We start from the raw sequence: 15,229 nt of genomic DNA on the forward strand, positions 1-15,229 counted from the left end.
TGATGGCAGAGAGGTCACACCCGTTCCCATACCGAACACGGAAGTTAAGCTCTCTAGCGCCGATGGTAGTTGGGACTTTGTCCCTGTGAGAGTAGGACGTTGCCAGGCAAACGAAAGACGAGTCAGTGGACTCGTCTTTTTTGTGTTTTTTATCCTGCAAAAACTAAATTGAAAATCTTCATAGGAAACTTTACATTCTTTATTCATAAAATAAAGAACGGTTGATTAAGCAGGAAAAAATATGGATAGGATAGAGAAGGAAGCAAAAGAGTTGCAAAATTTTTTAATACGTATATAATTAAAGTCAAAGATAGTCAAAGTCAATAAAGGTGGAGGATAAATGAGAAATATATCTGATATTATTGAACAATATCTAAAGCAAGTTATTGACTTAAGTAATAATAATGCAATTGAAATTAAAAGAAGCGAAATTGCTGATAAGTTTGATTGCGTGCCATCTCAAATTAACTACGTTATTAATACTCGTTTTACGCTAGAAAGAGGATTTGTAGTGGAGAGTAAACGAGGTGGCGGAGGTTACATTCGCATTATAAAAGTCAAATTGCATGATGATATAGACATTATTGATCAAATGGTACAAATAGTTCAGTATAGTATTGCTCAGTCAAGCGCCGAGAGTATAATAAGGCGTTTAGCTGAAGAAGGCATTGTTACAAGCAGGGAAGCGAAGCTCATGTTTAGTGTGTTAGATCGATCTGTATTACTAACAGACTTACCACTTCGAGATGAATTGCGAGCACGTATGCTCCGAGCGATGCTTAGAACACTGAAGTATAAGTAAAACTTCTTTTAGGAATAATTTATCTCCTAAAGGTTAGTTGAACGAATAAGGTTATAAATTCATAATTCGTTCCTATTGTAAAGGTGGGGAAATACGTTGATTTGTCAAAACTGTAATTCACGATCAGCAACGCTACATTTTACAAAAGTAATGAATGGAGAAAAGACGGAGATTCATCTTTGCGAGCAGTGTGCACAAGAAAATGGATATACGTCTTTCTTTCAATCAAACAAGTCTAGTTTTTCATTTCATAATTTATTAGCAGGTTTACTGCATGTTGAAGAACCCGCACCTGAGAAAAAAACAAATGGCTTTTCGAATACGGATCCGCTGCAATGTTCGAAATGTAATATGACGTATTCTCAATTTGCAAAAATCGGTAGATTCGGTTGTTCTTCTTGTTATGAAACATTTAAAGAACAATTACAACCGATGCTAAAGCGTCTTCATGGCGGGTACACAAGTCATAATGGGAAAATTCCTAACCATATAGAAGGAAATATTCATCTGAAAAAAGAATTAGATGAGTTAAAACTAAAATTGCAGGAATGCATACAACAAGAAGAGTTTGAACAGGCTGCAGAATTACGCGATAAAATTCGCAGTGTAGAAAATCAGCTTCGTGAGCATAGAGAGGGGGAATAGTTCTATGTCACTCGATCGTATTATGAACGAAGCGATTAGCCCGTGGATGAGGGAAGATGGTCCTGATTCCGATATTGTTTTAAGCAGTCGTGTTCGATTGGCTCGGAATTTACGAGATTACCAATTTCCGACTATGTTAACAAATGAAGAAGCGGAGCAAATGATTAAAGTATTTCAAGAAAGGTTTGCTAATCAAACGGTCGAACCTTTTGGGATATTTGAACTGTTACAAATGAATAGCATTCAGCCGTTGCAGCGCAGAGTATTGGTAGAAAAGCACCTTGTAAGTCCAGATTTAGTGGGAACAGAATATGGTGCTTGTTTATTATCTGAAAATGAACAAATAAGCATTATGCTTAATGAAGAAGATCATATTCGAATTCAATGTTTATTTCCGGGATTACAGTTATCAGAAGCGCTATATAGTGCAAATCGAATTGATGATTGGATAGAAAGTCAGGTTGAATACGCATTTGATGAACAAGTTGGTTATTTAACGAGTTGTCCTACAAATATAGGAACGGGTTTACGAGCTTCAGTGATGATACATTTGCCCGCTCTTGTGTTAACAGGACAAATGAATCGTATCGTTCAAGCAATTAATCAACTTGGTTTAGTGGTAAGAGGAATATATGGTGAAGGTAGTGAAGTGCTAGGTAATATATTCCAACTTTCGAATCAAATGACATTAGGAAAAACTGAAGGAGATATTGTAGAAGATTTAAAAAGTGTTGTTCAGCAACTTATTCAACAAGAGCGAACAGCGAGGGAATCTATCATGAAAAATTCAAGCGTAGAGCTTGAAGATAAGGTATATCGTTCTTATGGTGTATTGGCAAATAGCCGCTTAATTGAATCTGCTGAGGCTGCAACATGCTTATCGGATGTGCGACTTGGCATTGATCTTGGGTATATCGAAAATATATCCAGAAATATTTTAACAGAGTTAATGGTACTTACACAGCCAGGAATTTTGCAGCAATATGCTGGTGGCCCACTGCAGCCTGATGAAAGAGATTATCGCAGAGCAGCACTTATTCGTGAAAGATTACAAATTGAACAAAATCGAGCGAAGTAGGAGTGTGATTTATATGATGTTTGGAAGATTTACAGAGCGAGCACAAAAAGTATTAGCGTTATCCCAAGAAGAAGCAATTCGCATTGGTCATAATAATATCGGTACAGAGCATATTTTACTCGGTCTTGTACGAGAAGGAGAAGGAATTGCTGCGAAAGCATTGGTCGCACTTGGATTAAGCCCGGAGAAAGTTCAAAAGGAAGTAGAGGCGCTAATTGGGCGTGGTACAGAGATGTCTCAAACCGTTCACTATACGCCACGCGCGAAAAAAGTAATAGAGTTGTCGATGGATGAAGCACGTAAGCTGGGTCATTCTTACGTAGGAACGGAGCATATTCTACTTGGTCTTATTCGTGAAGGAGAAGGGGTTGCAGCCCGTGTTTTAAATAATTTAGGTGTAAGTTTAAATAAAGCACGCCAACAAGTATTGCAGCTTCTCGGTAGTAATGAGACTGCGTCTGGCCATCAAGGTGGTGGTTCTGCTAATGCAAATACACCGACACTTGATAGCTTAGCTCGCGATTTAACAGTTGTAGCTCGTGAAGGGCGTTTAGATCCCGTGATTGGTCGCAGCAAAGAGATTCAACGTGTAATTGAAGTATTAAGTAGAAGAACAAAAAATAACCCTGTATTAATTGGAGAACCTGGTGTTGGTAAAACTGCGATTGCTGAAGGGTTAGCACAACAAATTGTAAACAATGAAGTTCCAGAAACTTTACGTGATAAGCGTGTTATGACATTAGATATGGGGACTGTAGTTGCTGGTACGAAATATCGCGGTGAGTTTGAAGACCGCTTAAAGAAAGTCATGGATGAAATTCGCCAAGCAGGTAATATTATTTTATTCATTGATGAGCTTCATACATTAATAGGTGCGGGCGGTGCAGAAGGAGCAATTGATGCATCAAATATTTTGAAACCATCACTAGCGCGTGGGGAACTGCAATGTATTGGTGCAACAACACTAGATGAGTATCGTAAATATATTGAAAAAGATGCGGCATTAGAGCGACGTTTTCAACCGATCCAAGTGGATGAACCAAGTCTAGAAGAATCAATCCAAATTTTAAAAGGATTACGTGACCGTTATGAAGCTCATCATCGCGTTTCTATCTCAGATGCTGCGATTGATGCCGCTGTAAAATTATCTGATCGTTACATTACAGATCGTTTCCTACCTGATAAAGCAATTGACCTAATTGATGAAGCTGCTTCAAAGGTTCGTTTACGCTCTTATACAACACCACCAGATTTAAAAGAGCTTGAATTGAAACTAGAAGAGGTAAGAAAAGAAAAAGATGCAGCAGTGCAAAGTCAGGAATTTGAGAAAGCAGCTTCTTTACGTGATATGGAACAACGTCTACGTGAGAAATTAGAGGATACAAAGCGTCAATGGAAAGAGCAGCAGGGTAAAGAGAACTCAGAAGTAACAGTAGAAGATATTGCAAATGTTGTTTCAACATGGACGCGAATCCCAGTCTCTAAGCTAGCTCAAACAGAAACAGACAAATTATTGAACTTGGAAAATATTTTACATGATCGTTTAATTGGGCAGGATGAAGCTGTTGTTGCAGTTGCAAAAGCAGTTCGCCGCGCGCGAGCAGGTTTAAAAGATCCAAAACGTCCAATCGGTTCTTTTATTTTCTTAGGACCAACTGGCGTTGGTAAAACGGAACTTGCACGCGCATTAGCGGAATCAATGTTTGGTGATGAGGATGCAATGATTCGTATCGACATGTCGGAGTACATGGAGAAACACTCTACTTCTCGTTTAGTTGGTTCTCCTCCAGGATATGTTGGATACGAAGAAGGTGGCCAACTAACAGAAAAGGTTCGTCGAAAACCATACTCTGTTGTCTTACTTGACGAGGTAGAAAAAGCGCATCCAGATGTATTCAATATTTTACTGCAGGTACTAGAAGATGGTCGTTTAACTGATTCAAAGGGCCGTACAGTCGATTTCCGTAATACAATTGTGATTATGACTTCTAACGTCGGTGCAGATGCATTAAAACGAAATAAACATCTTGGATTTAATGTACAAGATGAAAGTCGTGATTATGCAGATATGAAGGGTAAAGTAATGGATGAGTTGAAAAAAGCATTCCGCCCTGAATTCTTAAACCGCATTGATGAAATTATTGTTTTCCATACATTAGAGAAGAAACATATTAAAGAAATTGTTATTCTTATGGTAGAACAGTTAGTTAAACGTTTAAAAGAACAAGAGATTGATTTAGAGTTAACAGATGCGGCAATTGAAGCGATTGCTGATAAAGGATTTGACCCAGAGTATGGAGCGCGTCCACTACGCCGTGCTATTCAAAAACATGTTGAAGATCGATTATCGGAAGAGCTTCTTAAAGGAGTTGTTGAGAAAGGTCAAAAAGTTGTTTTTGATACAGAAGGGGAAACATTTGTCATTCGTAGTGCAGAAAAGGTAAAATAAGTATAGACAAACAAAAAGGGGGCTAAAGGATAGCCCTCTTTCTTGTACGAGAAGGAAATATTTTTGTTACACATGAAAGTGAAGTGTAAAAAACGATGGCTAAAAAGAAAACAAAATTTATATGTCAAGAATGTGGTTATCAGTCACCGAAGTACATGGGAAAGTGTCCAGGATGTGGACAGTGGAATACCCTAGTTGAGGAGATGGAACCAGTTGTATCGTCACGTCGGCTTAATTATGCAAATGCAATTCAAACGGAAGCAACAAAGCCTCGGCGCTTGAAAGAAGTGGAAACGAAAACAGAAGCGCGTATTGAAACGAATTTTCAAGAATTCAATCGGGTTCTTGGAGGAGGAATTGTAGATGGCTCTCTCGTACTCATAGGGGGAGACCCCGGTATTGGGAAATCGACATTGTTATTGCAAATATCGTCACAACTAGCAGACCGTGCTTACGATGTCTTATACATATCGGGTGAGGAATCTGCAAAACAAATTAAACTTCGAGCAGATCGCCTTCATGTAAATGGAGATAATTTATTTGTTGTGTCAGAAACTGATTTACAACGAATTGCAGTATATATAGATGAGGTGAATCCGTCATTTGTCGTAATTGATTCTATTCAAACAATTCATTTACCGGAAGTAACTTCAGCACCGGGAAGTGTCGCACAAGTACGTGAATGTACAGCGGAATTGATGAAGCTTGCCAAAACAAAAGGAATTCCTATTTTTATTGTAGGGCATGTAACGAAAGAAGGAGCTATTGCCGGTCCTCGTATGTTAGAACATATGGTGGATGCTGTTCTTTATTTTGAAGGGGATCGTCATCATACATACCGAATTTTACGAGCAGTAAAAAATCGTTTCGGTTCAACTAATGAGATGGGAATTTTTGAAATGAAGGAACTTGGTCTTTCAGAGGTGTTAAATCCTTCTGAAATCTTTCTAGAAGAAAGACCTGTGGGTGTTGCGGGTTCAACGGTTGTTGCCTCTATGGAAGGAACAAGACCTGTTTTAGTAGAAATACAAGCATTAATTTCTCCTACAAGTTTCGGAAATCCACGAAGAATGGCAACGGGAGTTGATCATAATCGTGTCTCTCTTATTATGGCAGTGCTAGAAAAAAGAGCGGGGTTATTGCTCCAAAACCAAGATGCTTATTTAAAAGTTGCTGGGGGAATCAAGTTAGATGAGCCTGCAGTGGATTTAGCAGTTGCAATAAGCATCGCATCAAGTTTTCGTGATAAAACGACTTCCCCAGGCGATGCCGTTATTGGTGAAGTTGGTTTAACTGGAGAAGTTCGCCGCGTCTCTCGTATTGAACAGCGTGTACAAGAAGCGGCAAAATTAGGGTTTCAACGTGTAATTATCCCAAGGAAAAATTTAGGTGGATGGACGATTCCGGAAGGGATTGAAGTAGTTGGCGTATCGAATATAGGAGAGGCTCTTCGATTTGCACTAGGAGGATAAGATATGGAAGAAAACAAGCAACGTTCTAAAAGTATTATTAATATTTTGCAGCTTGTTGCACCGGGGACACCACTAAGAGAAGGAATTGATAATGTGCTTCGTGCACAAACGGGTGGTCTTATTGTACTTGGATACAACGAACAAATTAAAGGTATTGTTGATGGAGGATTTCATATTAATTGTGCCTTTTCGCCTGCTAGTCTATACGAACTAGCAAAAATGGATGGAGCCCTGATTTTAAATGAAACGGGGAGTAAAATCTTAATTGCGAATGGACAGTTAGTTCCGGATCCAACTATTGACTCCATTGAAACAGGTATGCGTCACCGAACAGCAGAGCGAGTGGCGAAGCAAACAAATAGTCTTGTTGTGGCCATTTCACAAAGACGAAATGTAATTACCTTATATCAAGGTAATTTACGTTACACATTAAAAGATATTGGGGTTATTTTAACAAAAGCAAATCAGGCAATTCAAACATTAGAAAAGTATAAGGCTGTATGGAATGAAGGAATAACAAACCTTGGTATTTTGGAATTTGAAGAAGTCGTTACGATGTCTGAAGTTGTACATGTATTGCATAGCGTTGAGATGATGCTGCGTATTAAAAATGAAATCTTTAGTTACATTCATGAGTTAGGAACAGAAGGAAGACTTATTCGTTTGCAGTTAACAGAAGTGCTTGCTGACGTAGAAGCAGAAGCTGCACTATTAATTAAAGACTATTATCATGAAAAAACACAGGATCACTATCAAATTTTAAAAAGGTTACAAGAGCTTGCGAATGCCCAACTTCTAGAAGATAGCGATTTAGTAAAACTGCTCGGATATTCTGGACAAATGAAACTAGAAGAAAGCATTACACCGCGAGGGTATCGAATTGCAAGTAAGATTTCTAGAGTTCCACCTCTTATTATCGAAAACCTAATTAATCGTTTTAAGAATTTACAAGGAATTTGCCGTGCAACAATTGCAGATTTGGATGATGTGGAAGGAATTGGAGAAGTGCGGGCGAAAAAAATACGAGAGGGTTTAAAACGAATTCAAGAACACTTGTATATGAGCAGACACAATTAAGAATATTACATTGGTTTCATAATATAACGACACTCAAAGATTTTTTATATATGATATGATATATTGGTAAATAAAACAAATCATGAAAAAAACACGTCCACTTTTGCACTCGAGGTTTTGAGTGGCGAAGTAATGGTTAATAATGAGTAGGAGGTGGTTGAATGTTAAAACGAATCGTACAGCTTTTCTTTTTAGTTATTGGAGGAGCACTAGGGATTTTTCTTATTCCAAAAGTGATTGATATGTTGGGTGTAGGTGCAGTACCTTGGCTTGAAGGTTCTTATATTCGTGCAATTATTGGTGCAATCATTTTATTTTTAACAACATTTTGGCTTGTAGATTATATTGTTCAGCTTATTAAACATATTGAGGAATCGCTTGTAAAAGCACCTGTTACAGATGTTTTATTTGGAACATTAGGGTTAATTTCAGGGCTAATTGTTGCGTATTTGATTTTGATTCCGATTCGCGAAATTACCATTCAAGTCATTAGTACAGTATTGCAAATCTTTTTCACACTATTACTTGGTTACTTAGGATTCCAAGTAGGGTTTAAAAAGAGAAATGAATTGTTAGGATTGTTTACATTGCCACAACGCGGAGGCAAGAAAAAGAATACAAGCAATGAAAATGAGGAAGTAGAAACGCTAACTTCCGGATGGAAAATATTGGATACTAGTGTTATTATTGATGGGCGTATTGCGGACATTTGCCAAACAAAGTTTTTGGAAGGAACAATTGTCATTCCGCAATTTGTGTTAGAAGAATTACAGCATATTGCTGATTCTTCGGATGCGTTAAAGCGTAATCGCGGACGAAGAGGTTTGGATATTTTAAATCGTATTCAAAAAGAGTTACCTACCCCAGTAGAAATTTATGAAGGTGATTTCGAAGACATTCAAGAAGTCGATAGTAAGCTTGTGAAACTAGCGAAATTAACTGGTGGAACTGTTGTTACGAATGATTTTAACTTAAATAAAGTTTCTGAATTGCAAGGCGTGACCGTTTTAAATATTAATGATTTAGCAAATGCCATTAAGCCAGTTGTACTTCCAGGTGAAGAGTTAAGGGTATATGTCGTGAAAGATGGGAAAGAGCAAAATCAAGGTGTTGCTTATTTAGATGACGGTACAATGATCGTTGTCGAAGATGGTAGAGAGCATGTTGGTTCGCAAATTGATGTACTTGTTACAAGTGTATTGCAAACATCTGCAGGTCGTATGATCTTTGCCAAGCGTAAATTGTTAGAGAAAGCGTTATAAGTAGAGGTCTAAGACGATGTATACATTAATTATTCCAGCAGCAGGACAAGGTAAGCGTATGGGTGCGGGAAAAAATAAGTTATTCTTGCAACTTGATGATGTCCCCATTATTATTCATACATTACGGGCTTTTGAAAAAGATGAACAATGTAGACAGATTATTTTAGCGATTAATGAGAGAGAGCGTTCTTATTTTGAAGAACTTCTTCAAACTTACCATATTCAAAAAGATATCCAATTTGTTCAAGGCGGAAATGAGCGTCAGGATAGTGTATATCATGCTCTTATGCATGTAAGAGAGGTAGAGTATGTACTTGTCCACGACGGGGCACGTCCGTTTGTAACGAAAAAGATGATTGAAGATGTATTACAAATGGCGAAAGAAAAAGGTGCTTCTATTTGTGCAGTACCTGTGAAAGATACAATTAAAAAAGTGATGCATGATGCTGTTGTTGAAACAGTAGAACGTTCCCCACTGCGAGCGGTTCAAACACCACAAGGGTTTTATGTTCCTATTTTGTTAGATGCGCATGAGAGTGCAAAACAAGTGGATTTTCTTGGGACTGACGATGCCAGCTTGGTAGAGCGTCTTTCTAAGGAGGTAGGAGTTGTAGAAGGAAGCTATTACAATATTAAGGTGACAACACCTGAAGATTTAGTGATTGCTGAAAGCTTCTTGCGCGTTTTGCAAATACAGTAGCGATGTTATAATAGAAAAGCTCGGTAGCTACCGAGCTTTTCTATATATAAAGTGGAAATTTCAGCGAGCGGACCTTTATATGTCCGTGCGAGTGATATTACCCGTAAATAGCGGGATAAAGTTTACTAGTGTAGTTTGAGGAGGAATTGGAAATGTTTCGAATTGGACAAGGTTTTGATGTTCATGCATTTGCAGAAGGAAGACCATTAATTATTGGTGGGATTACAATTCCATATGAGAAAGGATTACTTGGACACTCTGATGCTGATGTTCTTTTACATACGATTGCAGATGCTTGTTTAGGGGCAATCGCTGCGGGAGATATCGGTAAGCACTTTCCAGATACAGATCCTGCATTTAAAGATGCGGACTCGGCTGTGCTTTTGCAAAAAGTATGGGAGTTTGTTACAGAACAAGGATATGTACTTGGAAACTTAGATTGTACAATTATTGCTCAAAAGCCAAAAATGGCACCGCACATTGAAAGTATGCGTGTGAGAATTAGTGAGCTGCTGCAAACAGATATCGAGAATGTTAATGTAAAAGCAACGACAACAGAAAAATTAGGTTTTACAGGACGAGAAGAAGGAATTGCTTCACAAGCTATTGTATTATTACAGAAAAAATAGTTGTTTTTAATTCGTAAGATGGATAATCATATTTTTTTGGTGTACAATTAAGGAATCTGTTGACATTAAGAATGGAAGGTGTACCAATTATGGAAAAGCAAGTGAGAGTGCGCTATGCGCCAAGTCCAACAGGACACTTACATATCGGAAATGCACGTACGGCATTATTTAACTATTTATTCGCTCGTAGTCAAAACGGAAAATTTATTATCCGTATTGAAGATACAGACATAAAGCGTAATATTGCTGGCGGCGAAGAAAGCCAATTAACATACTTAAAATGGCTTGGCATGGACTGGGATGAGAGCGTCGATGTTGGTGGTGAATACGGCCCGTACCGTCAAATGGAGCGTTTGGATATTTATAAAAAGTTATATGAAGATTTACTTGAGCGTGGTTTAGCTTATAAATGCTATATGACTGAAGAAGAATTAGAAGCAGAACGTGAAGGGCAAATCGCTCGTGGTGAAACACCTCGTTATGCAGGTAATCACCGTGAACTAACAGAAGAACAAGTAAAACAATTCGAGGAAGAAGGACGCATTCCGAGTATTCGTTTCCGTGTACCTGAAAACCGTGAATATGTTTTTAATGATATCGTAAAAGGTGAAGTATCCTTTAACTCAAATGATTTCGGTGATTTTGTTATTGTGAAGAAAGATGGTATTCCAACTTATAACTTTGCAGTAGCGGCAGATGATCATTTTATGGAAATCTCTCATGTTCTTCGTGGTGATGACCATATTTCGAATACACCAAAACAAATGATGATTTATGAAGCATTTGGTTGGGATGTACCCCAATTTGGTCATATGACGTTGATTGTGAATGAAAGTCGTAAAAAGTTAAGTAAACGCGACGAATCTATTATTCAATTTATTGAACAATATGAAGCGCTAGGATATCTTCCAGAAGCAATTTTTAACTTTATTGCATTATTAGGTTGGTCACCAGTAGGGGAAGAGGAAATCTTCTCTAAGGATGAGTTTATTGAAATGTTCGATGCAGCTCGTTTATCGAAATCACCAGCGTTATTCGATTCGCAAAAATTAAAATGGATGAACAACCAATATATGAAAAAGCAAGACTTAGATCGCGTTGTCGAATTAAGCTTACCGCATTTAGTGAAAGCTGGTCGTGTAAGTGAAAATGCAAGTGAACAAGAATTAGCTTGGATTCGCGATATGATTGCGTTATATCATGATCAAATGAGCTTCGGGGCTGAAATTGTTGAGCTATCTGATATGTTCTTTAAAGATCATGTGGATTATGAAGAAGAAGGACAAGAGGTATTGAAGGGCGAACAAGTACCAGAAGTTCTTCGCGTGTTTGCAGCAGAGTTAGAAGCATTAGAAGAAGTAGAGCCTGCAACAGTTAAATCAGCGATTAAAGCTGTTCAAAAGCAAACTGGTCAAAAAGGAAAAGGCTTGTTCATGCCAATTCGTGTTGCGACAACTGGTCAAACACACGGACCAGAGCTTCCGAATGCAATTGCACTTCTTGGAAAAGAAAAAGTTTTAAATCGTGTTCGTAAAGTAATTGGTTAACATTTTACGGATTTAGAAATATAATAAAAATACTTCAAAACGAAATAAACAAAAGCGACGAGAAGGAGAAGTAGAAAATCATGCTTTTCACAGAGAAAACCACCATTTGGCTGGAAGTGGTTTAAAAGTGGATTTTTGAAGTGCCCCTTTGAGTCTTCTGCTGAACAACGAATATATTTCGAGAAACGTCATAATGATGTAAAGTAAGCAGAAGCGGTATAAACCGTTATCATGTATGAGTTTGAGGTCTTTTTAGGCCTAAACAGAGTGGAACCGCGCTAGTAAGGCGTCTCTGTCTATAGACAGAGGCGCCTTTTTCTATACATTAAAGGTATGGGGGAAGTTTCACTTTAAACAAAAAAGGGGGAACACCGATGTTTAAGAGGCTTCGGGAGGATATTGAAGTCGTCTTTGAACAGGATCCGGCGGCGAGAAGTTATATCGAAGTGACTTTAACTTACTCTGGATTGCATGCAATTTGGGCACATCGTATTGCGCACGCCTTTTATAAACGAAAATTTTTCTTTTTTGCACGTGTTATCTCGCAAATGAGTCGTTTTTTTACAGGTATTGAAATTCATCCAGGGGCAACAATCGGTCGTAAGTTTTTTATCGATCATGGTATGGGGGTTGTAATTGGAGAAACGTGTGAAATTGGAGATAATGTGACGATTTATCAAGGCGTTACGTTAGGTGGTACAGGAAAAGAGAAGGGGAAACGTCATCCAACGATTAAAGATAATGTGTTAATTGCAACAGGTGCGAAAGTGCTTGGATCGATCACAGTTGGAGAAAATTCTAAAATTGGTGCTGGTTCAGTTGTGCTGAAAGAAGTGCCTGCGCATTCTACAGTTGTAGGCATTCCTGGTCGTGTCGTGATTCAAAATGGCGTAAAAGTAGGTCAGGAATTAAATCATTGTGATCTTCCAGATCCGATTTTTGATAAGTTGAAAGCGATGGAAGAAGAGCTTGAACAATTGAAAAAACAACTAATATTGAAAATAGAAAGGGCGGATAAAAATGACTATTCACATTTATAATACGTTAACGCGTCAAAAAGAAGCGTTTATTCCATTAGAAGAAAACAAAGTGAAAATGTATGTATGCGGACCAACTGTATACAACTACATCCATATTGGGAATGCAAGACCACCTATGGTATTCGACACAGTACGTCGTTATTTAGAACATAAAGGGTACGATGTACAATATGTTTCTAACTTTACTGATGTAGATGATAAATTAATTAAAGCGGCGAATGAGCTAGGAGAAGATGTTCCAACAATTGCAGATCGCTTTGTTGAAGCATACTTTGAAGATGTAACGGCACTAGGTTGCAAACATGCGACAGTTCATCCGCGTGTAACAGAAAATATGGATATCATTATTGAGTTTATTCAGGAACTTGTGAATAAAGGTTATGCATATGAATCTGAAGGCGATGTTTATTACAGAACAAAGGAATTTGAAGGTTACGGTAAATTATCACATCAGCCAATTGCAGATTTGCGTCATGGTGCACGTATTGAAGTTGGCGAAAAGAAACACGATCCACTTGACTTTGCGTTATGGAAAGCAGCGAAAGAAGGAGAAATCTTCTGGGAGAGCCCTTGGGGGAAAGGGCGTCCAGGATGGCATATTGAATGCTCTGCAATGGCACGTAAATATTTAGGTGATACAATCGATATTCATGCTGGTGGTCAGGATTTAACATTCCCGCATCATGAAAATGAAATTGCCCAATCAGAAGCATTGACTGGGAAAACATTTGCACGTTACTGGATGCATAATGGATATATTAATATTGACAATGAAAAAATGTCTAAGTCGTTAGGGAACTTTATTTTAGTTCACGATATTATTAAACAGTATGATCCACAGTTAATCCGATTCTTTATGTTATCTGTGCATTATCGTCACCCGATTAATTTTAGTGAAGAATTATTGCAACATACAAGTAACGGATTAGATCGTATTAAAACAGCTTATGGTAACTTAAAGCATCGTATGGAAAGTAGTACAGATTTAACAGATCACAATGAGAAGTGGTTAGCTGAGATGGATAAATTCCAGGCTGCATTTGAAAAGGCAATGGATGATGACTTTAATACGGCAAATGCCATAACAGAGTTATACAACTTAGCAAATCATGCAAATCAATATTTATTAGAAGAGCATACATCAAAAGTGGTAATTGAGGCATATATGAAGCAATTTGAAACGCTGTTTGGAATTTTAGGATTAGAATTAACGAAAGAAGAATTGCTTGACGAGGAAATTGAAGTATTAATCCAAAAACGTATTGAGGCTCGTAAAAATCGCGATTTTGCATTATCTGATCAAATTCGTGATGAGTTAAAAGAGCGTAACATTATTTTGGAAGATACACCACAAGGTACAAGATGGAAAAGAGGTTAAACATGATTGATGCAAAGCAATTGAATAGCTTAGCGTTAGCGTATATGGGTGATGCGGTATATGAACAATATATCCGTTATCACCTGCTTCAAAAAGGAACAGTTCGTCCAAACCAACTACATCGTTTGAGTACAAGCTTTGTTTCTGCAAAGGCGCAAGCAAAAGTTGTTTATCATTTATTAGAGACATCATTTCTTAATGAAGAAGAGGAAGCTGTATTAAGAAGAGGACGTAATGCAAAATCAGGTTCTGTTCCGAAAAATACGGATGTACAAACGTATCGACATAGTACTGCTTTTGAAGCTTTGATTGGATATCATTATTTATTAAATCATCAAACGCGAATGGAAGAGATTGTATTTGAAGCGATTCGTGTATTAGAGAATAAGGAAGGAGGCGCGTGAGCGTGAATAGTGAATATATTATTGGTCGTAACCCTGTAATTGAAGCGCTGAGATCAGGTCGTGATATTAATAAGATTTGGATTGCGGAAGGTGCTATGAAAGGACAGGTGCAAATTGTACTTGCATTAGCGAAAGAAAACAAAATTTTAGTACAAAATGCGCCGAAGAAAAAATTAGATCAACTTGTAGAGGGGAATCACCAAGGTGTAATTGCACAAGTGGCAGCATATGAATATGCAGACTTAGAAGATTTATTTGCAGTAGCAGCTAAGCGAAATGAAGATCCTTTCTTTTTAATTCTTGACGAGATTGAAGATCCGCACAACTTAGGTTCTATTATGCGTACGGCAGATGCGGTAGGAGCTCACGGTATTATTATTCCAAAGCGCAGGGCGGTTGGTTTAACAGCAGCAGTTGCAAAGGCTTCGACGGGAGCGATTGAGTATGTTCCAGTAGCTCGTGTGACAAATTTATCGAGAACGATTGATGAGTTAAAAGAACGTGGGCTTTGGATTGCAGGTACGGATGCAAAAGGAAAAGATGACTATCGTCATTTAGATGGAAAAATGCCAATTGGCTTAGTGATTGGTAGTGAGGGGAAAGGCATGAGTCGCCTTATTGGTGAGAAATGTGACTTCCTAATTCATTTGCCAATGGTTGGTAAAGTTACATCCTTAAATGCTTCAGTTGCTGCTAGTTTGTTAATGTATGAAGTGTATCGGAAACGTCATCCAATCGGTAAGTAA

Annotated in this window: 14 protein-coding genes, 1 rRNA gene and 1 other annotated feature; all 15 genes read left to right on the top strand. The window is 38.0% G+C overall.

From position 1 onward, the window contains the following. Positions 1-108: ribosomal RNA gene (gene rrf, locus MR076_RS21365) — 5S ribosomal RNA — on the top strand; the annotation flags it as partial. 232 nt (positions 109-340) lie between these two features. Next, positions 341-802, top strand: coding sequence for a CtsR family transcriptional regulator (locus tag MR076_RS21370; RefSeq protein ID WP_242224008.1), 462 nt, complete (start codon positions 341-343; stop codon positions 800-802). Positions 803-898: 96 nt separating this feature from the next. After that, a complete protein-coding gene (locus tag MR076_RS21375) occupies positions 899-1,447 on the top strand; it encodes a protein-arginine kinase activator protein McsA (protein ID WP_242224010.1) in 549 nt (182 codons plus the stop codon). A 4-nt stretch (positions 1,448-1,451) separates the two neighbouring features. Further along, positions 1,452-2,525, top strand: a complete 1,074-nt coding sequence (locus MR076_RS21380; RefSeq protein WP_242224012.1) for a protein-arginine kinase McsB — start codon at positions 1,452-1,454, stop codon at positions 2,523-2,525. Between the two features lie 13 nt (positions 2,526-2,538). Continuing rightward, positions 2,539-4,974, top strand: coding sequence for an ATP-dependent protease ATP-binding subunit ClpC (gene clpC / locus MR076_RS21385; protein ID WP_242224014.1), 2,436 nt, complete (start codon positions 2,539-2,541; stop codon positions 4,972-4,974). Between the two features lie 95 nt (positions 4,975-5,069). Continuing rightward, positions 5,070-6,446: a DNA repair protein RadA gene (gene radA, locus MR076_RS21390; protein WP_242224016.1), complete on the top strand. Its 1,377-nt coding sequence runs from the start codon at positions 5,070-5,072 to the stop codon at positions 6,444-6,446. Between the two features lie 3 nt (positions 6,447-6,449). Next, positions 6,450-7,523 carry a DNA integrity scanning diadenylate cyclase DisA gene (disA, locus tag MR076_RS21395; RefSeq protein ID WP_242224018.1) on the top strand — a complete coding sequence of 358 codons (1,074 nt, stop codon included), beginning with the start codon at positions 6,450-6,452 and terminating at the stop codon, positions 7,521-7,523. A 161-nt stretch (positions 7,524-7,684) separates the two neighbouring features. Then, positions 7,685-8,785, top strand: a complete 1,101-nt coding sequence (locus MR076_RS21400; RefSeq protein WP_242224020.1) for a PIN/TRAM domain-containing protein — start codon at positions 7,685-7,687, stop codon at positions 8,783-8,785. 16 nt (positions 8,786-8,801) lie between these two features. After that, positions 8,802-9,485 (top strand): 2-C-methyl-D-erythritol 4-phosphate cytidylyltransferase, encoded by a 684-nt coding sequence (gene ispD / locus MR076_RS21405; protein WP_242224022.1) that lies wholly within the window; start codon positions 8,802-8,804, stop codon positions 9,483-9,485. Positions 9,486-9,637: 152 nt separating this feature from the next. Next, positions 9,638-10,114, top strand: coding sequence for a 2-C-methyl-D-erythritol 2,4-cyclodiphosphate synthase (ispF, locus tag MR076_RS21410; RefSeq protein WP_090918607.1), 477 nt, complete (start codon positions 9,638-9,640; stop codon positions 10,112-10,114). A gap of 89 nt (positions 10,115-10,203) precedes the next feature. Next, complete coding sequence (gene gltX, locus MR076_RS21415) at positions 10,204-11,661, top strand: glutamate--tRNA ligase (protein WP_242224024.1); 1,458 nt, start codon at positions 10,204-10,206, stop codon at positions 11,659-11,661. Positions 11,662-11,709: 48 nt separating this feature from the next. Continuing rightward, positions 11,710-11,958 (top strand) — a binding site (T-box leader). A gap of 77 nt (positions 11,959-12,035) precedes the next feature. Further along, the gene (cysE, locus tag MR076_RS21420; protein WP_242224026.1) at positions 12,036-12,701 is read left to right on the top strand and encodes a serine O-acetyltransferase; all 666 of its coding nucleotides are present in this window, start codon (positions 12,036-12,038) and stop codon (positions 12,699-12,701) included. Further along, positions 12,682-14,079 (top strand): cysteine--tRNA ligase, encoded by a 1,398-nt coding sequence (gene cysS / locus MR076_RS21425; RefSeq protein ID WP_242224029.1) that lies wholly within the window; start codon positions 12,682-12,684, stop codon positions 14,077-14,079. Before cysE ends, cysS begins: the two co-directional genes overlap by 20 nt. Before the next feature lie 2 nt (positions 14,080-14,081). Next, positions 14,082-14,483, top strand: a complete 402-nt coding sequence (locus tag MR076_RS21430) for a Mini-ribonuclease 3 (RefSeq protein ID WP_242224031.1) — start codon at positions 14,082-14,084, stop codon at positions 14,481-14,483. Positions 14,484-14,485: 2 nt separating this feature from the next. After that, complete coding sequence (gene rlmB / locus MR076_RS21435) at positions 14,486-15,229, top strand: 23S rRNA (guanosine(2251)-2'-O)-methyltransferase RlmB (RefSeq protein WP_242224033.1); 744 nt, start codon at positions 14,486-14,488, stop codon at positions 15,227-15,229.

It is taken from the genome of Bacillus cereus group sp. BfR-BA-01380 (assembly GCF_022663535.1).
GTDB lineage: Bacteria > Bacillota > Bacilli > Bacillales > Bacillaceae_G > Bacillus_A > Bacillus_A cereus_BB.